Origin of the sequence: Flavobacterium sp. 22659, from assembly GCF_052044235.1 — a bacterium.
Classification (GTDB): domain Bacteria; phylum Bacteroidota; class Bacteroidia; order Flavobacteriales; family Flavobacteriaceae; genus Flavobacterium; species Flavobacterium johnsoniae.
In genome coordinates this window covers 78,571-100,830 of the sequence record NZ_JBQEMU010000006.1, presented here as the reverse complement: position 1 = coordinate 100,830, position 22,260 = coordinate 78,571, and the positions used below count along the sequence as shown (strand labels likewise).

Here is a 22,260-nt window from a genome sequence, read left to right as displayed (position 1 = left end):
CCTTTGTTTATATGTGAAGTAAAATCGTAAACAGAGAAAACAACCCCGCCTTTGGTTAAAAAGCGGGATTATTAAATTTTACAGATCAAAGTCTTTTTTTATTTCTTTGATCGCGTCTTTTACCTGAACTTTTATACTTTTAAAAGTTTCGATAATATCTTTTTTCTTTCCTTCTGCTTTTGTCCACGCTTCGACTTGCAGAATTTCTTCAAATGCCACATTCAGCCCCATTAAATCTAATGTAGGTTTGATTTTGTGCGCATACGAATAAGCATACTTATGATCCTTTTTCTTAATTCCTTCTTTGATTTGTTTTAAATCTTCAGGAACTTCTGTAACAAATAGTTTAAGAATTTCGTTTACAAATTCGGGGTCATTGTCTGAAAGCGCATACACTTTCGAAAGATTGTACTTTAAAGCCATTATTTTACTTGTATTCTGAATAATTTTTTATCTTCTAAAAAGCCTTCCAAAACATCATTTGGTTTTACCGGCCCAACACCTGCTGGTGTTCCTGTAAAAATAATATCTCCAATTTTTAACGTAAAAAACTGCGATACATACGAAATCAGTTCATCAATTTTCCAAAGCATTAAACTTGTATTTCCTTTTTGAACGATTTCAGAATTTTTTTTGAGCTCAAACGTAAGATTTTCTAACGAAACAAAATCACTTTTTGGTAAAAAATCTCCAATTACTGCAGAGCCGTCAAATGCTTTTGCTTTTTCCCAAGGCAGTCCTTTAGCTTTCAATTTATCCTGTAAATCCCTGGCAGTAAAATCGATACCTACGCTGATATCATCATAATATTTGTGCGCAAACTTAGGTTCAATATACTTTCCTACTTTGTTAATTTTCACAATTATTTCTAATTCGTGATGAACTTCTTCAGAAAATTCGGGAATTACAAACGGATGCTGTTTCAATAAAACTGCCGAATCCGGTTTCATAAAAACCACAGGTTCATCTGGACGCTCGTTTTTTAATTCCTCTATATGATTGGTATAATTTCTACCGATACAAATGATTTTCATTTTTTTTAAAGGTACTGAGATACCAAGTTACTGAGCTGCTAAGGAAAAAAACTTAGAACCATAGAAGCTCAGCAACTCAGAATCTTATTTTGTATTTAATTTTCTCAATTTAATTCCTGTCAGAACTTTTTTGGTGTACAAAGGAAAATCAGCGTTTTGAATCCAGCTGAAATATCCTGGTTCTGTCTCCAGCACTTTTTCAACTTTTGCTCCTTTGTGTTTTCCAAAAGTAAAGATTTCTTCATCATCATTATCAAAAGCAATCATTCCGGCAAAATCAGCAATTCGTTTACGAGTTGTAAACTCAGACAATGATTTCATATCGTTTTCTAATTCCGGATAACGATCTAACTGCGCTTTTAAAATTTCGTAAGTTGCCATTGTATCCGCTTCTGCAGAGTGTGCATTATCAAGACTTTTTCCACAGTAAAATTTTAAAGCCGCACTTAATGTACGTTCTTCCATTTTATGAAAAATAGTCTGAACATCTACCGAAACTTTATTTTTCATATCAAAATCAACCCCGGCACGAAGCAGTTCTTCTGCCAGTAACGGAATATCAAAACGATCTGAATTAAACCCTCCAAGGTCGCTGTCTTTTATCATATTATGAACCAGCGGAGCAAGTTCGGCAAAGGTTGGTTCGTTGGCTACCTTTTCATCAGTAATGCCGTGAACTGCCGTAGTTTGTGGAGGAATTGGAATTGTTGGATTAACCAGCCAGGTTTTACTTTCTTTATTTCCGTTTGGAAAAACTTTAAATATCGAAATTTCTACTATTCGATCTTTACCGATATCAATTCCAGTTGTTTCAAGGTCAAAAAAGCAGATTGGTTTGTTAAGTTTTAATTCCATTTTTAATTTTTATAAGATTACAAATGTAATTTTTTAAAGCCAAAGTTCCTGAGCAAATTCTTATTTTTTTGACCAAAATTGGCTTTTTTTGTTGGTTTTAAGTTTAAAATCAAAACAAAACGAGTTGTTTTTCTCCATTTTTTATAAACGAAAAAACCCGAAAAACTTTTAAATTTTTCGGGTTTTCAAATTTTATTTTAAATAAACTAGAAGTCTCTGTCTACATCAAAAGCTTCTAAATATTCTGCTACTCTTTTCACAAAACTTCCTCCTAATGCGCCATCTACCACTCTATGATCGTAAGAGTGAGACAGGAACATTTTTTGACGGATTCCGATGAAATCTCCTTCCGGAGTTTCGATAACCGCAGGAACTTTACGAATCGCGCCAAGGGCTAAAATTCCAACCTGAGGCTGATTAATAATAGGCGTTCCAAAAACACTTCCAAAAGTTCCAACATTTGTTACAGTATAAGTTCCGCCTTGTGTATCGTCTGGTTTTAATTTCCCTGCTTTTGCACGGTTTCCTAAATCGTTAACCGCTTTTGCCATTCCAACAAGGTTTAACTGATCTGCATTTTTAATTACAGGAACAATTAAATTTCCGTTTGGCAATGCAGCCGCCATTCCTAAATTGATGTTTTTCTTTTTGATAATATAATCACCGTCAACAGAAATATTCATTCCTGGGAAATCTTTTAACGCTTTTGCAACTGCTTCCATCATAATTGGTGTAAAAGTCAGTTTTTCGCCTTCTCTTTTTTCGAAAGCCGTTTTAACTTTATCTCTCCATTTTACAATGTTGGTTACATCAACCTCAATAAAAGACTGAACGTGAGCCGAAGTTTGTACAGAAGCTGTCATGTAACCTGAAATCAGTTTACGCATTCTGTCCATTTCTACAATTTCGTCACCACCGTTTACAGAAACCGGAACAGCCTGCTGGCTTTTTTGAGCGACTGGTTCTGCTTTTGGAGTTTCAACAACAGCCTTTGGTGTTTCAACCACTGCTTTTGGAGCTTCTTCAACTGCTTTCGGAGCTTGTACAACACCTGATTTTCGGTCTTCTATATATTTAAAAATATCATCTTTTGTTACTCGGCCGTCTTTTCCTGAACCTTGGATACTATCTAGTTCTGCAACAGAGATACCTTCTTCTTTTGCAATATTTTTTACCAGAGGAGAAAAGAATTTATCTGACCCTGCAAAATCCTGCGGAGCAGTTACGGTTTCTTTTACCGCTTCGATAGTTTTTTCTATTTCCACTGCTTCTGCAGGTGCAGAAACTTCGGCAGCCGGAGTTGCTGCAGGCGCATCACCACCTTCTGTTTCGATAATTGCAATAGTCTGCCCTACCTGAACTAAATCATCTTTGCCAAATAATTGTTCAACTAAAATTCCTGATACTTCACTTGGCACTTCGCTGTCAACTTTATCAGTTGCAATTTCCAGTACAGCTTCATCAGCTTCAATTTTGTCTCCCACTTCTTTCAACCAGTTAGTAATGGTTGCTTCAGCGACGCTCTCTCCCATTTTTGGAAGCTTTAATTCAAATCTTGCCATATTATTATTCTAAAGGGTGATTTTGATTTTCTGATTGCGAAATTACTGAAATTTTTAAATATAAATTACACTTAATATAATTTTTACTCAATTTTAATGATTTGCCCCCTGTCATTTCTTGAATTACTTCCAATAATATAACTTGCCTTTTTAGGGAAAATCTTAAAAGTAATGTTCTTATCTTTAAGAGTTTCTATGATATTGATACATTTTTTGAATGAAACATAGTGATTATCCAAAATGATCTCTGCCTTTTTGCCCTTTAAAATCAGGCACGAATTTACCATTTTTTCTTTTTTGAAATCTAAAAATCGAACTTTATTTTCTAAAATCGAAGCCAGTTTTTTAGACAAATTCGCATTTTCGGAGTACAAAATATAACTTTCCGGCAGCGGTTTTTCTTTTGGTTTTCCCTGAAACATTTTTACAAAAGAAAAAAACCATGTTCCTATTTTGATGAAAAAACTAAAAAACCATGATTTTTTAAAATGCTTTTGATAGAAAAAGTTCATCGCATCCTGAAAACGTTTCATATACAACTCGTCTTTTATGGTGCTTTCTCCTTTATAATGTAAAACAGTGGTTTCGTGAAAATAATAGTTATTTCTTTTCATCTCCAGCGTACGGTAAGACAAATCGATATCATCGGCATACATAAAACAGTTTTCATCAAAACCATTTAATTTTTGGTATAAATCTTTCTCTAAAAGCATAAATGCTCCCACCAAAATCTCAACTTTACCGGTTTGGTTTTCGTCTAAATGCTGGGCATAATAACGATTAAAGAGATTTGATTTTGGAAATATTTTATACAATCCGAAAATCTTTGTAAAAGCAACCCAGGGCGTTGGAATACCGCGTTTACTTTCGGGAAGAAAACTTCCGGTGCCGTCAATTAATTTACAGCCGACAATTCCCAGATCTTGTTTTTCTTCGGCGAAAGCCAAAATTTTAGTAAATGTATCTTCGGCAACGACAGTATCAGGATTTAAAATGCAGATATATTTACCTCCTGCCTGATTAACGGCAATATTGTTTCCTTTTGGAAAACCGAAATTTTCTTTGTTTTCAATTAATTTAACTTCGGGGAATCTTGTTTTCATCATCAAACAACTGTCATCTGATGAATTATTATCGACAACAATAATTTCGGCATCAAGACCAGAAATGGCTTCCTGAACACTTAAAACACATTGTTCCAGAAAGTAACGCACATTATAATTAAGAATAACAACCGATAATTGCATTGAAAATTTAAAATTTGATTTTGGGGAAAGTTAGAAATTTTCGGCTAAACCTAACCGCAATGACCAGTCGTTTTTACTAATTCCGTAATCGAGAACTAAATTACTGTTGTTTTTCTTGTTCCATTTAATCCTTAATCCTGTTCCAATTGCCGGATTCCACTTTTTAAACTGATACGTTTCTAACTTTGAAACCGAGGAAATATTGGTAAAAAATACGGCACCCCAGAATCCGTTTTTTGAAATATCAGTTCGGTATTCCGTTTCAAAATAAATAAGGGCATTACTTCGAAACCTGTTTCTGGTAAATCCGCGTCCGGTTCTGCCATCACGATCCCAGCCAATACTTGGCAGATCTAAATAATGAGGTTTTCCGCCAAAAGTAGACCAGTAAAAGGCACGATAAGCTAAAACCCGATGTTTGTATTTATGAAAAGAATGGTATTTACGGGCATCAAAATAAATTGAATTCCACTTTTTTCCTTCGACACCGCTTGTATTAATTCGGTAATCTGCCTCAACATACAAACCTTGTTCCGGATTTACATTGTTTTCTCTGGAATCATAAAGTCCCTGAATGGCAGCTCCAAAAGAAGTTTCATCTGAAAAATCACCATTCATATATTTAACATAATCTGTATCTTCATCTATATAAGAGTCTTCGGAAATGTTTTGGTAATTATCCAGCAGTAATCCCAGTCCGAGTCTGAAATTACCAATTACTTTTCGGGTTGCAAACTGATAAAAACGCCATTGCTGATAATCCAGAGTTGACATTTTTTCATCTGTATTATGTCCGCCCAAACCGTAAGTATCCTGCGGATAAATCATATACCGATAATCGCCTATAAAATTCCATTTGTTATCTTTTGTATAAATATAACTTTGAACTGGGAAAACATATTGTTTGGTAAAACTAAAATTGGGCGAAAATGAAACCTGCGACATTTTAGTATTGTCGCTGTCTCCAAGATAAAAGGTAGTTAAAAACGACACGACCAAACCGGCATTTTTATTGGCATCAAGTGGTACCGGAAGCAGGGAAAATGCTATTTTTTTATCCTCGCTTTTTCGTAATGAATCGTTTTTATTAAAAAGCTTATACAAAACATCGAGAATGTCTTTGTTATTTCTCGAAATAGAATCGTTTTGGCAATAGCAGACTTGCATTTGAAAAAAGAAAAAGAAACCCAATAGAAGTTTTGCATTTTTCATATCTTAAGTTCTTCAAAAACAATATCTTACAAATTTAAAATTTTATTCAGAATAGACGTTCTTTTAAAAATAATAAAAAGAAAATTCTATTTTTGAATACAGTAAACAATTTCTCTCTTGATGAAAAACAAAATTCTGGCTTTTTTAAGTGTCTTTCTTTTCCTGACTGTATGGTTTGGAATATTAGGTTTCGCTGCTGCAGAAACAACTTCAAATTCCGGTCTTGATTTGGTAAAAACCTCAACCTGGTATATTGCCGGCCCAGCCCTAGAAAATCAGGAAACGATTAACAGGATTCGAAAAGAAAAAGGTATAATAAAAGTTACCGCAAAAGATAATCCGATTGGAGAAATCGAACTGAATGTAATGATTACAGAAGCAGATTCTAACGACGGCGCTCCGACGAATTTGTCTGAAAGTTCAAAATACCTCAGTATTACTTACAAATCTTCTCATCTTATAAAAATTCAGGCAAGAGAAGGAAACGCAGAAGGAACTGGCTGCATTCATGGCGGTTCGCATCCCAGAGTTGATTTACCTGTTTCTGCCAAAAAATTTACAACGATAAAAATCCCATGGACGGATTTTAAACAAGACGGTGATCAAAACGGAAAAACATTAAATATTCATAATCTCTGTAAATTCAATTTTGTGAATTATAATCCGGTTTCGGGAGCGAGTCTGGAGATAAAATCTGTTGTTATAGAATAGTATTCAGTCTCAGTTTACAGTTTACAGTCTCAGACTGAATACTGTGACTGAATACTGTGACTGAATACTGCGACTGTAAACTGTGACTAAAAATTAAAGATGAAGCTGAATTTTAAACTTATTAAAGATTTTCATTACGTAAAGCATTATAATCGAAAACACTAAAGACCAAAGAATTCCAGGAACGCCTTCTCTAAAATATCCGGGAATTATATGAAGATTGACAACTTTGCAGAAATAATAAATAACACCCGGCAGAATATAAATTAATAACGGATTTGCTGCGGCAGGCATAAAAAACTCACTCCATTTAGTTTGTTTTTTAACTTCCATTAACCAATACAAAAAGTAAAACAGAACGGTGCAGATTCCGGCTGAAATTAGTGTCCATGCTGGTGTTCCGTGTATTTTTGAAATTCCATAATATTGACGTAGAAAAAATCCAGCGGCAAAAAACAGAATTATAAAACCTATTACCGGCCAATTGATTTTGTTCTCGATTTTTCTATCAAAAAACAAAAGCGAAATTACGATTCCGGCTGATACTAATGTAGCATGGGTCAAATGGCCTGCAATAAATCCCAGCCATTCCGGCATATTTACACCCGGGGTCAGGTTTGCTGAATTTCCGACAACGCAGACTATCAGAAAAACAATCATTGCCCATAATTTTCCCGAAACCAGCCAATAGTAAATTACTGAAATAAGATAAGCCCAGCCTATTAAACCCAGAATTCCCCACCATTTTGGCGTGATTCCTATTTTTCCTGTTTCTTCCTGAACATATAAAAAATAAAGTGCAATTAAAACCACCATACCGCCATATTGCAGAATGGATTTTAATACAACCGAAAAGTCTTTTGGATATTTATTCCAGATAGGAATTGGCATTGAATAAGCTAAAAGTCCCCAAAAAGCTGGTGTAATTATCATTTTTGAGGCGTCGTAACCTTCACTTGAATTAACCATATAAACACCAATTATAATTAATGCTAAAGCACGTTTTAAGGTATGAGTCCAGATTACTTTTGGACTGTCGCCTTTTATTAATCTGGCGTTAAATGCAAATGGAACTGACATTCCAACTATAAATAAAAAAGCAGGGAAAACTAAATCGACAAAGGTCATCGCATCTGCATCTGCAGGCATGTGTTTCATCCATTGAGGTACATTTTGGATGCTTGCAAGCTCATTTACAAATATCATTACAAAAATGGTAATTCCACGTAAAGCGTCAATCGAAATAATCCTTTGATTATATAAATTCTCTTTAATTTTCATAAAATATTACTTTTTTATCAAATATAATACAATTCTGAAATGTTGTTACATTGTTACATTATTTTATTTTGAAGTATTTTGTGAAGCATAAATAAAAACGAGATCAATTCTTTACTTTTGCACGCATGTTAGCATTCTTTAAATCAAAACCTTTTTTAAAAGATCTTTTAGCGGGCGATTATGTCGACATTCATTCGCATTTGCTTCCGGGAATTGACGACGGTGCAAAGACGATTAAAAAAACGGTTAAACTGGCAAAAGCATTTCAGGAATTGGGAATTTCTCAATTTGTTACTACACCGCATATTAACCATTATGTCTGGAACAATTCTGAACAGGATATTTTAGAGAAATTAAACGAAACTCAGGTTTTATTAAAAGAAGAAAATATACCTATTCCGTTTAAAGCCGCTGCAGAATATTTTATGGATGACTGGTTTGAAAATCATCTAAAAACAGAAAAGCTTCTCACTTTAAAAGACAATTATATATTGGTTGAAATATCGTATTTAAGTGCGCCTTTCAACTTATATAAAATTATTTTTGATATTCAGCTTGCCGGCTATGTTCCGGTTTTGGCACATCCGGAAAGATATACCTATTTTCATAAAAATTTTAGCGAATACGAAAAACTGAAAAAATCGGGCTGTTTGTTTCAGCTTAATTTATTGGCGGCAGTAGGTTATTATGGAAGTGAAATTGCAAAAAGTGCAGAACTTTTATTAAAAAAAGGAATGTACGATTTTACAGGAACAGATGTACATCACAGCAGTCATATAGAGTCTATGCATCAAAAAATCAAAATAGATGCGGCTTCAAACTTAAAGGAAGTTATTGCTAATAATCATTTTTTTAAATTCTAATAGGCGTTTTCATCACCTTTAAGAATGTTTATTACAGTTCTCACTATGATTTTGATATCGAGAAGTAAACTCCAGTTTTCGATATACCAAATATCATATTCTACTCTATTTTCCATATCAGAAAGTTCCTTTGTCTCGCCTCGATAACCGTTGACTTGTGCCCAGCCGGTAATACCTGGCTTTGCAAACTGGCGAACCAAATAATTATTAATCAATTCGCTGTATTCTTTGGCCAGATTTATCATGTGCGGTCTTGGTCCAACAACTGACATATCTCCCCAAAATACATTAAAAAACTGCGGCAGTTCGTCAATACTGGTTTTACGAATAAAAGCTCCAAATTTTGTTACTCGGCTGTCTCCTTTTCCTGCCTGCTTATTGTGCGCAAGATCGTTAACATACATGCTTCTGAATTTTAGACAAATAAAAGGTCTGTTGTCTCGTCCTGAACGTTTTTGCCTAAAGAAAACAGGACCTGGCGATTCTAATTTAATAATCAGCATTACAATTGGAAAAAGCCACGGAAATATCAGCAAAATGACCAAGCCTGCAAAACAAACATCAAAAGCTTTTTTTATCAATTTATTGGTAACAAACTCTAAAGGTTCTCGGCGGAGCATTAATACCGGAGTATTTTCATAAAAAGTAATTTCGACTTTACTTGATTTTGTGTACAACTGAAAATCAGGAACAAATTTAATTCTCACCATATTTTGTTCACAGATTTTAACCAGTTTATTGATTACCGCAATATCATCTATATGCAGGGCAACGTACATTTCGTCTACTTCTTTTTGAACTATAAAATCCTGAATTTCATCAAAACCGCCAATTACCTGATCTGAAAAAACAGGATCGGCTTTTTCATCAAAAAAACCCAAAAACTTATAGCCGTAAGTCAAATCTTTAGCCAAAATTTTTCGCATTCTTTCGCCCGTTTCATTTGCCCCTACGATAATAATTTTTCTAAAATTATACCCTTTAGCTCTAATTTCTTTTAAAAGTTTCATTGAAATATATCTTGAAACCAATAAAATCACAAAAAAGAACAAATAGAAATATAACAGTCGAAGTCTGGAAAGATCAGAGAATTTTAGATATACTACAATAATTGAAATTATCGAAGCATGAATAACTACTTTTCTAATGGTTCGTTTTAAAATAGATTCAATACGTTCAATACGAATCATTCTGTATGAATCCTTATTTAGCAATAGTCCTATCCAAATTAAGTTAGCCAGGACAGAAACTGTTTTTTCTTCTTTTATTAAAAGTTCGTCTAAACTTCCAAATCTGGCTAAAGAAGAAAGCAGTATCGCAGTATTTAACAAAATGACATCCCAGCATACAAACAAAAGTTTGAAATATCTGGACATTCTAAATCTTGACAGTTCTTCTAAAATTCTCATATTTGGGGAAACTCAGTTTAAAGCTAAACTTACAGGTGCAAAATAACATTTTATTTATATTAATAATCTTATTTTTTCAGCTAATCTTTAAAAATTTTACTTTTGCTTTAACCAAAATTTAAGATATGGTAATATTGCGCATTCTATTCTTTTTTCTTTTATCTGTTTTTTCGATTCAGGCCCAAATTTCGGGCTGTACAGACCCTGTTTCTAAAAACTACAATCCAAATGCGACAGAAAATGACGGAAGCTGCGTTTATAAAAATTTAAAGTTAAAACCTGAATATTCAGTAAAGCTGAGCGATTCTGTCAGAGAAACTTCGGGATTAATTGTTTTTGATAATTTACTGTGGACACATAATGACGATCATGACAAAACGATTTACGGATTAGATTCTTTAGGAAAAATCAAAAAGAAAATCATTCTTGAAAATGTTACCAATCATGACTGGGAAGAAATTTCGCAGGACAGTACACATCTGTACATTGGCGATTTTGGAAATAACTACAGTGGAAACCGAACGGATTTAAATATTCTGAAAATCGAGAAAAAGTCGTTTTTAACACAGAATCCAATTATCGAAAAAATTTCATTCAACTATTCTGATCAGACAGATTTATTAGCACAAAAACCAAACACTACTGATTTTGACTGTGAAGCTTTTATAGTTTCTAAAGACAGTATTTATTTGTTTTCCAAACAATGGAAATCGTCTAAAACCAATATTTATGTTTTACCCAAACAACCCGGAAATCATATTGCGAAATTCAAAAACACTTTAGACACAAAAGGTTTAGTAACTGGCGCGACTTATTTAGAAGATAAAAAAATCATCGCTCTCTGCGGTTATTCAAAAACCGGAAAAACCTTTTTATATCTTTTATATGATTTTAAAAACAATGATTTTCTATCCGGCAATAAACGAAAAATCGATCTTAAACTTCCATTTCATCAAATAGAAGGAATTGCGACAAAAGACGGTCTTCATTATTTTATTACAAACGAATCTTTGGTGCGGAAACCCATTTTAAATAATCCGCAGCAAATTCATTATATAGATTTGAGTTCAATCCTGAGTTTGTATCTCCATAAATAATTCGCAAATCGTAAGATAAAAGTTTACTTTTGCAGAAAGTTATGTTTTTCAAAATACTCATAACTCATAATTTATAACTTACAATTACAAAGTGAATTACTTATCTGTAGAAAATATATCGAAGTCATTTGGCGAAAGAGTCCTTTTTGACAACATTTCTTTTGGAATCAATAAAGATCAAAAAATTGCTTTTATTGCCAAAAATGGTTCTGGTAAAACTACCATTATGAGCATTATTAATGGCTTAGACGAACCAGATACCGGACAGGTTGTTTTAAGAAAAGGAATTAGAATGGCATTTCTTTCTCAGGATAACAACCTTCAGGATGAACTTACAATTGAAGAAAGTATTTTCGCTTCAGATAATGAAACGCTTAAAATAATTGAAGCTTACGAAAAAGCATTAGAAAATCCAGATGATGAAGAAGCCTACCAAAAAGCTTTTGACGGAATGGATCAGCATAATGCGTGGGATTTTGAAACGCAGTACAAACAGATTCTTTTTAAATTAAAACTGGAAGATTTTAAACTGAAAGTAAAAAATCTTTCGGGAGGGCAAAAAAAACGTCTTTCACTGGCTATCATATTAATCAATCGTCCAGATTTATTGATTCTAGATGAGCCAACCAACCATTTAGATCTTGAAATGATCGAATGGCTTGAAAGCTATTTTGCCAAAGAAAATATTACCTTATTTATGGTCACGCACGACCGTTTCTTCTTGGAGCGTGTGTGTAATGAAATTATCGAATTAGACAACGGAAAATTATACCAATACAAAGGAAATTACTCTTACTATTTAGAGAAAAAAGAAGAGCGAATTGCTTCTGAAAATTCGAGTATTGACAAAGCTAAAAACTTATTTGTAAAAGAATTAGAATGGATGCGACGCCAGCCAAAAGCGAGAACAACAAAATCTAAATCACGTCAGGACGATTTTTACATTATTAAAGAAAAAGCACAAAGCCGACGTAAAGAAAATAAAGTCGAACTTGAAATTAATATGGAAAGAATGGGAAGCAAAATTATTGAGCTTCATAAACTTTCTAAAAAATTCAAAGACCGTGTTATTCTGGATAATTTTAGTTTTGATTTTCAGCGTGGTGAAAGAATTGGAATTATTGGTAAAAACGGAACTGGAAAATCGACTTTCTTAAATCTGCTTACGGGTACAATTCCGCCAGACAGTGGACGTGTTGTAAAAGGAGATACCATTAAAATTGGTTATTACACACAATCCGGAATTAATCCAAAACCAGGACAGCGTGTTATTGATATTATTAAGGAATACGGAGAATATATTCCGCTTGCAAAAGGAAAAATTATTTCGGCTTCACAATTGTTAGAGCGTTTTCTTTTTGACGCTAAAAAACAATACGATTATGTCGAAAAATTGAGCGGAGGCGAATTAAAACGTTTGTATTTATGTACGGTTTTAATCCAGAATCCAAACTTTTTAATTCTCGATGAGCCTACAAACGATTTAGATATTGTAACGCTTAACGTTCTGGAAAGTTTCCTTTTAGATTATCCGGGCTGTTTATTGGTTGTTTCGCACGACCGTTACTTTATGGATAAAATTGTCGATCATTTATTTGTTTTTAGAGGACAAGGCGAAATCGAAAATTTCCCAGGAAACTATTCTGATTTCCGCGCTTACGAAGACAGTGCGGATGTTGCTCAAAAAGAAGAAAACAAAGCTGAAAAGAAAGACTGGAAACAAAATAACCCAACCGGAAATTTAAGTTTTAACGAACAAAAAGAATATCAAAAAATTGAAAGAGAAATCAAGGATTTAGAAATTGAAAAAGCTAAAATCGAACAGTTATTCTCTGATGGAAAAGTAGCCGATGCTGATATTGAGAAAAAAGCAAACGAGCTTCAAAATATTATAAATAAAATTGATGCAAAAGAAGAACGATGGTTCGAACTTTCTGCAAAGATTGAAGGATAATTTAGTTTTCAGTCGCAGTTTTTAGTCTCAGCCTTAGTTTTTTTATTAAAAAAAGTAAATTTTTTCTTTCTTTTTATTATTCTTGTGGAAAAATAAAAATGGATTTTAAAGAATTACTGGCATATAAAAAGTCATTTGAATTGGCGATGGAAATTTTTGAGATTTCGAAGACATTTCCTAAAGAAGAAACTTATTCCCTGACTGATCAAATACGTCGTTCATCAAGAAGTGTTACAGCTAACATTTCTGAAGCATACAGAAAGAGAAGATATGTAAATCATTTTATAAGCAAGTTAACAGATAGTGACGCTGAAAACTCAGAAACAAATACCTGGCTGGAATTTTCTTTAAAATGTAACTATATAACCCTAGAATTGTTTAACCAATTGAATGCAAAAAACATTGAGATTGGAAGACTAATAAATTATATGATTAATAATCCAAATAGATTTGGCTGCATTTAACACACAGACTGAAAACTGCGACTGCGACTGAAAACTAATTTTATTAAATTAGCTCTTTAAAAAGATAAAATATGAAACAACTTTTAACTGCTTTACTTTCATTAACACTTTTTATTTCTTGTTCTAAAGACAAAGATGAAGTCAAAGATTATACTGCTGAAAATGAGAAAGAGATTGTTGATTATTTAGCTCAGAATAATTTAACTGCACAAAGAACAAATTCTGGTTTATACTACATTATTACCAAAGAAGGTTCAAGTGAAAGCGAAGAAGAAAATACAGGTGAAGGAGAAAACACAGAAGAAAATGAAAACGACGGACATCCTACATTAAATTCTAATATTACCGTTATTTACAAAGGTTACTTTACTAACGGGAAAGTTTTTGATGAAAGTACAGAAGGAGTTTCATATTCGCTTCGCAGTCTTATTCCTGGCTGGAAAGAGGGAATTCCGCTTTTAAAATCAGGCGGCGAAATACAGCTTTTTGTACCTGCTCATTTAGGATACGGCAGCAATGGAAACAAAACTGTTCCCGGAGGCGCTGTACTGATATTTGAAATTACTTTAGTTTCTGTTAATTAAGATCATATTTTAAACCCGCATGTTGTTTCAAATCAAATCGTATTTAAATTTTCTTTGGCATTCTAGAAACGAACACGGCGTACATTCGCCTTTTGTTTTTAATTTACTTACGAAATGTTTTTATGATAAAAAGCCAAAACCAGAATATCAAATTCTAACGAATTACAGAAAATCACTTCTTGAAAATAAAAATTTCATTGAAGTAACAGATTTTGGCGCTGGTTCAAAAGTTTTTAAATCAAACAAAAGACAGATTTCAAAAATTGCATCAACAGCCGGAATTTCTCCAAAACGTGCCGAATTATTATTTCGTGTTACAAATTATTTTAAGCCGCAAAACATTCTTGAAATTGGTACTTCATTAGGATTAGCGAGTTCAGCTCTTACATTAGGAAGTAAAGAATCTTATTTGCTTAGTCTTGAAGGCTGTCAAAATACACAATCAGTCGCGGAAAATTTATTTAACAAACAATTTCCAGATTTTAACTTTGACTTTGTTAATTCAGAATTTAGCAAATTCTTGCAAGAAGGCTCAGCAAATATCTGTAGTTGGGACTTAATATATTTTGATGGGAATCATTCTAAAAAAGCAACTTTAGAATATTTTAATCTTTTACTTCCAACAATAAACAACGATTCTGTCTGGATTTTCGATGACATTCATTGGTCTCCGGAAATGGAAGAAGCCTGGGAGATTATCAAAAATCATCCAAAAGTAAAAGTTACAATAGATACTTTTCAATGGGGATTCGTGTTTTTTAGATACGAACAGGAAAAAGAACATTTTGTAATTAGAGCATAAAATTACTTCCTTTCACTTGAGCATTTAAGAAAACAAATTAAGATAAACCATTCTAAATTTAGATATAATATCTGACAAAAAAAGATGTTTTATAAGATGTTTTTTTATCTTTGAAATTCAGATTTTTTAGTACAGATAGGTTTATCTTTGAACCTCAAGAAAAACGACATTCATTATGGAACAGAAAATTCATCAGGGAAGAAACGTAAAGCGATTCAGAGAAATGCTTGGCATAAAACAAGAAGCACTCGCTTATGATTTGGGAGAAGACTGGAACCAGAAAAAAATTTCTATGCTCGAACAAAAAGAGGTAATTGAAGATAATCTGCTGAAACAAATCTCTAATTCTTTAAAAATTCCTGTTGAAGCTTTTCAAAATTTTGATGAAGAGCAAGCAGTAAATATTATTGCAAGTACGTTCAATGCCCATGATTATGCAACTGGATTAATAATCAACAACTACAATCCAATTGAAAAGATTATTCAATTGCATGATGAAAAAATTGCCTTATATGAGCGTATGCTGAAAGAAAAAGACGAAATGATGGCAAAGCTTGAAAAATTAATTGGCAAATAATTGAGTAAATATTTATTTTATCTGTAAAACCCCCAGCGGGGTGAAATATTTATAGAATTACAATAAAACAATTTAAAAAAAGCTCCAGAGGAGCGGCATATTTAAAACTGTAGAAAACATGTCGCTCCTCTGGAGCTTTATGTTTTAAACATTAATTCTTTGCTATAAATATTTTTTCTATAAATATTTTGCTTCTCCGAAGCAAACAAAAAAAAGACAATCATTTCTGATCGTCTTTTTCATTTCAATAAAAATTTAAGCTTTATTTTTTAGCTTCTTTATTCTCTTCAGATTTAGCACCCATTCTGTTAACAGTATACATTGGTGCAAATTTGATTTTTAAACCGGCAATTTTTCTGTTATCTTCTGCTGTAAGACCTTCTTTTTCAACTGTATTTTTACGGCTGTCAAGTGCTTCATACATCAGTTTAACTTCATCCCAGTCTTCTCTTGAATATTTATCTTTATTATTTTCTACAGTGTGAACGAACTGCTGATAAACGCTGTGAATATTTTTAGCATTTACCCAGCTGAAATTCATATCATCACCAATTTTTCCAGCACCAAATAAGGCATCTCTTAATTGTTGTTTTGGGCTTGGAGCCGGAGGGGCAAAAACGGTGGTCATCTCATTTTTAAACTCTTCATATTTAATTTTGCTGGCGTTTATTTTTTCGGTCGCAGCCGAATTATCTTTAAGATCAGCCAGCGCTGATTGAGCTTCTTGAGATTTTCTATCATATTCTGCTTCAACATTTTTCCAGTTTTCTTTTAAGTTATCTGCTGAAACATTTTTTACAGAATCGACGTAGGCTACATAAGAGTCGATTGTTTTTTGAGCTTTCTCTTGTTTTTCATCTTTACACGATGTTAATCCTAATACTAATAATGTAACTGCCGCAGCTATTTTTATATTTCTCATAATGTTGATTGTTTTAATTAATTAATCAAATGTACCAAATACCCAACCGAACAAATTACATTATTAACACGTTTTTAAATTAAAAAACATCTTAAAACTATAAAATTCATAAAATAATGATAATTATGCAAAACTCTTCCGGAATGATGTAACTGTTTTCAACTTTAAAAAGCATATTATTTTTAATACATATCTATAAAAAAGCTTTTGTAACAAAATCCAATTCTAAACTACTTATCATTTTTATTGAAAAGTGTTTTGTACTTTTAAATCCAAAATTGTAAAATAAAATGGCAGATCCATTAATTAAAATAACCGACATACGACGAAATTTCATATTGGGCAATGAAACTGTATATGTTTTAAAAGGAATTAATTTAGAAATCAACAAAGGCGAATATGTCGCTTTAATGGGGCCTTCGGGATCCGGAAAATCAACTTTAATGAATTTATTGGGTTGTTTGGATACGCCTACTTCCGGAAGATATGTTTTGAACGGAAAAGATGTCAGCCAAATGCGCGATGATGAACTCGCCGGAATACGTAATACAGAAATAGGTTTTGTTTTTCAAACCTTCAATCTTTTACCCAGAACAACAGCGCTCGATAATGTTGCACTGCCAATGATTTATGCCGGATATTCAAAATCAGATAGAAATGTAAGAGCCACCGAGGTTTTAAAACAAGTAAATCTCGCTGATAGAATGGATCACCAGCCCAATCAGTTATCAGGAGGTCAGCGCCAGCGTGTTGCCATTGCCCGTGCCCTGGTAAACAAACCTTCGATTATTTTAGCCGATGAACCTACAGGAAACCTGGACAGTAAGACCTCTGTAGAAATCATGAAACTTTTTGGAGATATTCATGCACAGGGAAATACTGTTATTCTGGTAACCCACGAAGAAGATATTGCTGCATATGCGCACAGAGTTATTCGTTTACGAGACGGTTTAATTGAAAGCGACACGAATAGATCTGTTTAACCGTTTATTTGGTTAATTGTTTAATCGGAAAAAGAAAAACTAGATTTTAGGTTAATTCAAAAGTAGAGAAACCTTAGAATCTTAGCATCTCAGAACCTTAGCATCTTTAAAAAATGAAAGTATACACCAAAACAGGCGATAAAGGAACAACGGCACTTTTTGGAGGCACGCGTGTTCCTAAAGATCATATTAGAATTGACAGTTATGGAACTGTTGATGAACTCAATTCTTATATCGGATTAATTCGCGATCAGGAAATCGATTCGCATTATAAAACTATTTTAATAGAAATTCAGGATCGTCTTTTTACTGTAGGCGCCATTTTGGCAACACCGCAGGAAAAAGAAGTTTTAAAAAACGGAGAACTTCGTTTAAAAAATCTCGGAATAATTGATTCTGATATTGAATTGCTTGAAAATGAAATAGACAAAATGGAAGAAAGCCTTCCGCAAATGACACATTTTGTTTTACCGGGCGGTCATCCTACCGTGTCACATTGTCATATAGCGCGCTGTATATGCCGTCGCGCAGAGCGTTTGGCAGTACATTTAAGTCATAATGAACACGTTCCTGAAATCGCAATTATGTACTTAAACCGACTTTCTGACTATCTTTTTGTCTTGGCACGAAAGTTGTCCTCAGACCTTAAAGCGGAGGAAGTAAAATGGATTCCGCGTAAGTAAAATTTTAGATTTTAGAGTTCAGATTTTAGAATTTTCAAGATTCAATAAATCTAAAATCAACAATCTAAAATCTGCAATTAGCTGGACGTTCTTAAATTTTATTAAAATAAATCAAATTTTACTTGTCTTTTTCAGTAAAAAATTTATTTTTGCACAAACTAAACAGATAACAGATGTATTGGACATTAGAATTAGCATCTTATTTAAGTGATGCGCCATGGCCTGCTAACAAAGACGAACTTATAGACTACGCTATTAGAGCTGGTGCTCCATTAGAAGTAGTAGAGAACCTTCAGTCAATCGAAGATGAAGGGGAGATATATGAATCAATGGAAGAAATTTGGCCTGATTATCCAACAGACGAAGATTATCTTTGGAATGAGGATGAATATTAAAAAATAAACCAAAGGAAAAAGTCTCATCACAGAGGCTTTTTTTTTGGTTCAAATACACATTATATAATTATAGAAATACAATAAATTATGAGTTTCATAAACAGCATCATTAAGGTATTTGTGGGTGATAAGTCTCAAAAAGACGTTAAAGCCCTGCAGCCTTACCTAAACAAAATTAAAACTTTCGAATCGAGCTTAATGAGTTTGTCTCACGACGAATTAAGAGCAAGAACAACATACTTTAAAGAAAGAATTAAAGAAGCAAGAGCAGATAAAGATGCCAAGATTGCTTCTCTTAAAGCCGAAGTTGAAAAAATTGAAGATATCGACAAAAGAGAAGATATTTATGATGCGATAGACGCTCTTGAAAAAGAAGCTTATGAAATCTCTGAAAAAACTTTATTGGAAATTCTTCCGGAAGCGTTTTCTGTAGTAAAAGAAACGGCTCGTCGTTTCAAAGAAAACGCTCATATCGAAGTTACGGCTACTGCAAAAGACCGTGAGTTTTCTGCAACAAAACCTTATATCGTTATTGACGGAGAAAAATCTATTTGGGCTAACAAATGGAATGCTGCCGGAAAAGACATCACTTGGGACATGATTCACTACGATGTTCAGTTAATTGGCGGTATGGTACTGCACGAAGGTAAAGTTGCCGAAATGCAAACGGGAGAAGGTAAAACTTTAGTTGCTACACTTCCTCTTTACTTAAATGCCTTAACTGGAAACGGAGTTCACTTAGTAACGGTGAATGACTACTTAGCAAAACGTGACAGCACGTGGAAAGCACCTTTATTCGAATTCCACGGTTTATCTGTTGATTGTATTGATAATCACCAGCCAAGTACTGAGGCTAGAAAAAAAGCTTACGACGCAGATATCACTTACGGAACCAACAACGAATTTGGTTTTGACTACCTAAGAGATAACATGGCACACTCTCCTAGCGATTTAGTGCAGAGAAAACACAATTTTGCCATTGTCGACGAGGTCGATTCTGTATTAATTGATGATGCAAGAACACCGCTTATCATTTCTGGACCAGTTCCTCAGGGAGATCGTCACGAATTCAACGAATTGAAACCAAAAATTGAAAACTTAGTTGCACAGCAGCGTCAGTTAGCAAATGGTTTCTTGGCAGAAGCTAAAAAATTAATCAAAGAAGGAAATACTAAAGAAGGTGGTTTCTTATTATTAAGAGCTTACCGATCTTTACCTAAAAATAAAGCATTAATTAAATTTTTAAGTGAAGAAGGAATTAAACAATTGCTTCAAAAAACTGAAAATCAATATATGCAGGACAACAATCGCGAAATGCATAAAGTTGACGAAGCTTTATACTTTGTGATTGAAGAGAAAAACAATCAGGTAGAATTAACAGACAACGGTATTAAATACCTTTCTGGAGATACAGATTCAGATTTCTTCGTTTTACCAGACATTGGAACAGAAATCGCTGCAATTGAAAAACAAAAATTAGACAAAGACGCTGAAGCTGAAGCTAAAGAAAGATTATTCCAGGATTTTGGAGTAAAAAGCGAACGTATCCATACTTTAACTCAACTTTTAAAAGCGTATGCTTTATTCGAAAAAGACGTAGAGTATGTTATCATGGACAACAAAATTATGATTGTCGATGAGCAGACAGGTCGTATCATGGACGGACGTCGTTACTCAGACGGTCTTCACCAAGCGATCGAAGCTAAAGAAAATGTAAAAATCGAAGCTGCAACGCAGACTTTTGCTACTGTAACATTACAGAACTACTTTAGAATGTACAACAAACTGGCTGGTATGACTGGTACAGCGGTTACAGAAGCAGGAGAGTTATGGCAGATTTACAAATTAGATGTTGTTGAAATTCCAACAAACCGCGGCATTGCAAGAATTGACAAAGAAGATTACATCTACAAAACAACACGTGAGAAATTCAACGCAGTTATCGAAGATGTTACTGAATTATCACAAGCTGGAAGACCTGTATTGATTGGAACAACTTCTGTAGAGATTTCTGAGTTATTAAGCCGTATGCTTAAAATGAGAGGAATCACACACAACGTATTGAATGCTAAAATGCACAAGCAAGAAGCACAAATCGTTGAAGAAGCAGGTAAAGCCGGAGTTGTAACTATTGCAACAAACATGGCTGGTCGTGGTACCGATATTAAATTATCTCCAGAAGTAAAAGCTGCAGGAGGTTTAGCAATCGTGGGTACAGAGCGTCATGATTCTCGTCGTGTAGACAGACAGTTACGTGGTCGTTCTGGTCGTCAGGGAGATCCGGGAAGTTCTCAATTCTATGTTTCTCTTGAAGATAACTTAATGCGTTTATTCGGTTCTGAAAGAGTTGCGAAAGTAATGGACAGAATGGGATTAAAAGAAGGTGAAGTTATTCAGCATTCTATGATGACTAAATCTATCGAACGTGCTCAGAAAAAAGTAGAAGAAAACAACTTTGGTGTTCGTAAACGTTTATTAGAATATGATGACGTAATGAACTCTCAACGTGAAGTAGTTTACAAACGTCGTCGTCATGCATTGTTTGGAGAGCGTTTGAAACTGGATATTGCTAATATGCTTTATGATACTTGCGAATTAATCGTAAGCAACAGTAAAGTAACAAATGATTTCAAAGGATATGAGTTTGATTTAATTCGTTATTTCGGAATCACATCTCCAATTTCAGAAGCTGATTTCACAAAATTAAATGACATCGAAGTTACTGGAAAAGTATACAAAGAAGCTTTAGCTTTCTACACTGAAAAAACAGAAAGAAGCGCAAGAGAAGCTTTCCCAATTATCAAAGGAGTTTACGAAGAGCCAAACAATCATTTTGAAAGAATTGTAGTTCCATTTACAGACGGAATCAAAACTTTGAATGTGGTTACAGATTTGAAAAAAGCTTATGACAGCGAAGGTGCTCAATTAATCGCTGATTTTGAGAAAAACATCACACTTTCTATTGTTGATGAAGCTTGGAAAAAACACTTACGCAAAATGGACGAATTGAAACAATCTGTTCAATTAGCCGTTCACGAGCAAAAAGATCCATTGCTTATTTACAAATTAGAAGCTTTCAACTTGTTTAGAGGAATGCTTGACAACGTTAACAAAGAAGTTATTTCATTCTTATTCAAAGGTGATTTACCTGCTCAAAACGTTCCAGAAATTCACGAAGCAAGAGAAGTAGCTCGTCCAAAAGAAAATTTACAATTAAGTAAAGACGAAATACCAAACAGCGAAAGTATTAATCGTGAAGCTGGAGAAACACAACAGCGTCAGGTTACAGAAACTATCGTTAGAGATATGCCAAAAATCAACAGAAATGATACTGTTACAGTTCAGGAAGTTGCAACTGGTAAAACAGAAACAATGAAATTTAAAAAAGCTGAAAGCCTTATCGCTGCAGGAACTTGGGTTCTTGTTAAATAATAATTTTTAGTATTCAGTTTTCAGTCGGAGTTTTCAGACTGATAATCAAATTAAATATTCAAAACCGACAAGTTTCAAAAGCTTGTCGGTTTTTTTTATTCAAATTACATTCATTTACAAAACATTAAAAAAAATAAAAAAAGCGCTAAAAAAAACTTAAAAATAAATTCGTTCTAAAATGAATATAACGTAT

General features: G+C 33.5%; 21 protein-coding genes. 12 read left to right on the top strand and 9 right to left on the bottom strand.

Annotation, left to right across the window (positions count from 1 at the left end):
• Nucleotides 1–78: 78 nt before the first annotated feature.
• The 6 genes from ACTJIW_RS08615 to ACTJIW_RS08590 all read right to left on the bottom strand — a co-directional run bounded on the left by ACTJIW_RS08615 (nucleotide 79) and on the right by ACTJIW_RS08590 (nucleotide 5,910).
• A complete protein-coding gene (locus ACTJIW_RS08615) occupies nucleotides 79–423 on the bottom strand; it encodes an Hpt domain-containing protein (protein WP_012026948.1) in 345 nt (114 codons plus the stop codon).
• Nucleotides 423–1,034, bottom strand: a complete 612-nt coding sequence (locus ACTJIW_RS08610) for a fumarylacetoacetate hydrolase family protein (protein WP_073408744.1) — start codon at nucleotides 1,032–1,034, stop codon at nucleotides 423–425. Before ACTJIW_RS08610 ends, ACTJIW_RS08615 begins: the two co-directional genes overlap by 1 nt.
• Nucleotides 1,035–1,118: 84 nt before the next feature.
• Complete coding sequence (locus ACTJIW_RS08605; protein ID WP_073408745.1) at nucleotides 1,119–1,889, bottom strand: 3'-5' exonuclease; 771 nt, start codon at nucleotides 1,887–1,889, stop codon at nucleotides 1,119–1,121.
• Between the two features lie 206 nt (nucleotides 1,890–2,095).
• Nucleotides 2,096–3,451 carry a dihydrolipoamide acetyltransferase family protein gene (locus tag ACTJIW_RS08600; RefSeq protein WP_440715216.1) on the bottom strand — a complete coding sequence of 452 codons (1,356 nt, stop codon included), beginning with the start codon at nucleotides 3,449–3,451 and terminating at the stop codon, nucleotides 2,096–2,098.
• 83 nt (nucleotides 3,452–3,534) lie between these two features.
• Nucleotides 3,535–4,698: a glycosyltransferase family 2 protein gene (locus ACTJIW_RS08595; protein ID WP_440715217.1), complete on the bottom strand. Its 1,164-nt coding sequence runs from the start codon at nucleotides 4,696–4,698 to the stop codon at nucleotides 3,535–3,537.
• A gap of 30 nt (nucleotides 4,699–4,728) precedes the next feature.
• Nucleotides 4,729–5,910 (bottom strand): hypothetical protein, encoded by a 1,182-nt coding sequence (locus tag ACTJIW_RS08590; protein ID WP_440715218.1) that lies wholly within the window; start codon nucleotides 5,908–5,910, stop codon nucleotides 4,729–4,731.
• A 120-nt stretch (nucleotides 5,911–6,030) separates the two neighbouring features.
• Here ACTJIW_RS08590 and ACTJIW_RS08585 point away from each other — a divergent pair, with 120 nt between their 5' ends.
• Complete coding sequence (locus ACTJIW_RS08585; protein WP_440715219.1) at nucleotides 6,031–6,621, top strand: hypothetical protein; 591 nt, start codon at nucleotides 6,031–6,033, stop codon at nucleotides 6,619–6,621.
• Between the two features lie 93 nt (nucleotides 6,622–6,714).
• Here the strand turns inward: ACTJIW_RS08585 and ACTJIW_RS08580 are convergent, their stop codons facing one another.
• Complete coding sequence (locus tag ACTJIW_RS08580) at nucleotides 6,715–7,902, bottom strand: DUF5009 domain-containing protein (RefSeq protein ID WP_440715220.1); 1,188 nt, start codon at nucleotides 7,900–7,902, stop codon at nucleotides 6,715–6,717.
• Nucleotides 7,903–8,027: 125 nt separating this feature from the next.
• Between ACTJIW_RS08580 and ACTJIW_RS08575 the strand changes: the two genes are divergently transcribed.
• Complete coding sequence (locus ACTJIW_RS08575) at nucleotides 8,028–8,765, top strand: tyrosine-protein phosphatase (RefSeq protein WP_440715221.1); 738 nt, start codon at nucleotides 8,028–8,030, stop codon at nucleotides 8,763–8,765.
• Here ACTJIW_RS08575 and ACTJIW_RS08570 read toward each other — a convergent pair.
• Nucleotides 8,762–10,174, bottom strand: coding sequence for an undecaprenyl-phosphate glucose phosphotransferase (locus ACTJIW_RS08570; protein ID WP_440715222.1), 1,413 nt, complete (start codon nucleotides 10,172–10,174; stop codon nucleotides 8,762–8,764). The two genes, ACTJIW_RS08575 and ACTJIW_RS08570, sit on opposite strands and share 4 nt — an antisense overlap.
• Nucleotides 10,175–10,299: 125 nt before the next feature.
• Here ACTJIW_RS08570 and ACTJIW_RS08565 point away from each other — a divergent pair, with 125 nt between their 5' ends.
• The 6 genes from ACTJIW_RS08565 to ACTJIW_RS08540 all read left to right on the top strand — a co-directional run bounded on the left by ACTJIW_RS08565 (nucleotide 10,300) and on the right by ACTJIW_RS08540 (nucleotide 15,652).
• Complete coding sequence (locus ACTJIW_RS08565) at nucleotides 10,300–11,271, top strand: T9SS C-terminal target domain-containing protein (protein ID WP_440715223.1); 972 nt, start codon at nucleotides 10,300–10,302, stop codon at nucleotides 11,269–11,271.
• A gap of 91 nt (nucleotides 11,272–11,362) precedes the next feature.
• The gene (locus ACTJIW_RS08560) at nucleotides 11,363–13,225 is read left to right on the top strand and encodes an ABC-F family ATP-binding cassette domain-containing protein (protein WP_073408753.1); all 1,863 of its coding nucleotides are present in this window, start codon (nucleotides 11,363–11,365) and stop codon (nucleotides 13,223–13,225) included.
• Nucleotides 13,226–13,323: 98 nt separating this feature from the next.
• Entirely contained in the window at nucleotides 13,324–13,689 is a 366-nt protein-coding gene (locus ACTJIW_RS08555) for a four helix bundle protein (RefSeq protein ID WP_121360354.1), read from the top strand.
• 71 nt (nucleotides 13,690–13,760) lie between these two features.
• Complete coding sequence (locus ACTJIW_RS08550; protein WP_440715224.1) at nucleotides 13,761–14,273, top strand: FKBP-type peptidyl-prolyl cis-trans isomerase; 513 nt, start codon at nucleotides 13,761–13,763, stop codon at nucleotides 14,271–14,273.
• Between the two features lie 19 nt (nucleotides 14,274–14,292).
• Entirely contained in the window at nucleotides 14,293–15,075 is a 783-nt protein-coding gene (locus ACTJIW_RS08545) for an O-methyltransferase (protein WP_440715225.1), read from the top strand.
• A 175-nt stretch (nucleotides 15,076–15,250) separates the two neighbouring features.
• Nucleotides 15,251–15,652, top strand: coding sequence for an XRE family transcriptional regulator (locus ACTJIW_RS08540; protein ID WP_440715226.1), 402 nt, complete (start codon nucleotides 15,251–15,253; stop codon nucleotides 15,650–15,652).
• 262 nt (nucleotides 15,653–15,914) lie between these two features.
• Here the strand turns inward: ACTJIW_RS08540 and ACTJIW_RS08535 are convergent, their stop codons facing one another.
• Nucleotides 15,915–16,574, bottom strand: coding sequence for a DUF6565 domain-containing protein (locus ACTJIW_RS08535; protein ID WP_440715227.1), 660 nt, complete (start codon nucleotides 16,572–16,574; stop codon nucleotides 15,915–15,917).
• A gap of 290 nt (nucleotides 16,575–16,864) precedes the next feature.
• Here ACTJIW_RS08535 and ACTJIW_RS08530 point away from each other — a divergent pair, with 290 nt between their 5' ends.
• From ACTJIW_RS08530 to secA, 4 genes are all read left to right on the top strand, one after another.
• Nucleotides 16,865–17,557, top strand: a complete 693-nt coding sequence (locus ACTJIW_RS08530; RefSeq protein WP_440715228.1) for an ABC transporter ATP-binding protein — start codon at nucleotides 16,865–16,867, stop codon at nucleotides 17,555–17,557.
• A 113-nt stretch (nucleotides 17,558–17,670) separates the two neighbouring features.
• Entirely contained in the window at nucleotides 17,671–18,240 is a 570-nt protein-coding gene (locus ACTJIW_RS08525; RefSeq protein WP_012026965.1) for a cob(I)yrinic acid a,c-diamide adenosyltransferase, read from the top strand.
• Nucleotides 18,241–18,413: 173 nt separating this feature from the next.
• On the top strand, nucleotides 18,414–18,635 hold the full coding sequence (locus ACTJIW_RS08520; RefSeq protein WP_007138072.1) for a DUF2795 domain-containing protein: 222 nt from the start codon (nucleotides 18,414–18,416) through the stop codon (nucleotides 18,633–18,635).
• An 87-nt stretch (nucleotides 18,636–18,722) separates the two neighbouring features.
• Nucleotides 18,723–22,067, top strand: coding sequence for a preprotein translocase subunit SecA (gene secA, locus ACTJIW_RS08515; protein ID WP_440715229.1), 3,345 nt, complete (start codon nucleotides 18,723–18,725; stop codon nucleotides 22,065–22,067).
• The last annotated feature ends 193 nt before the right edge of the window (nucleotides 22,068–22,260 follow it).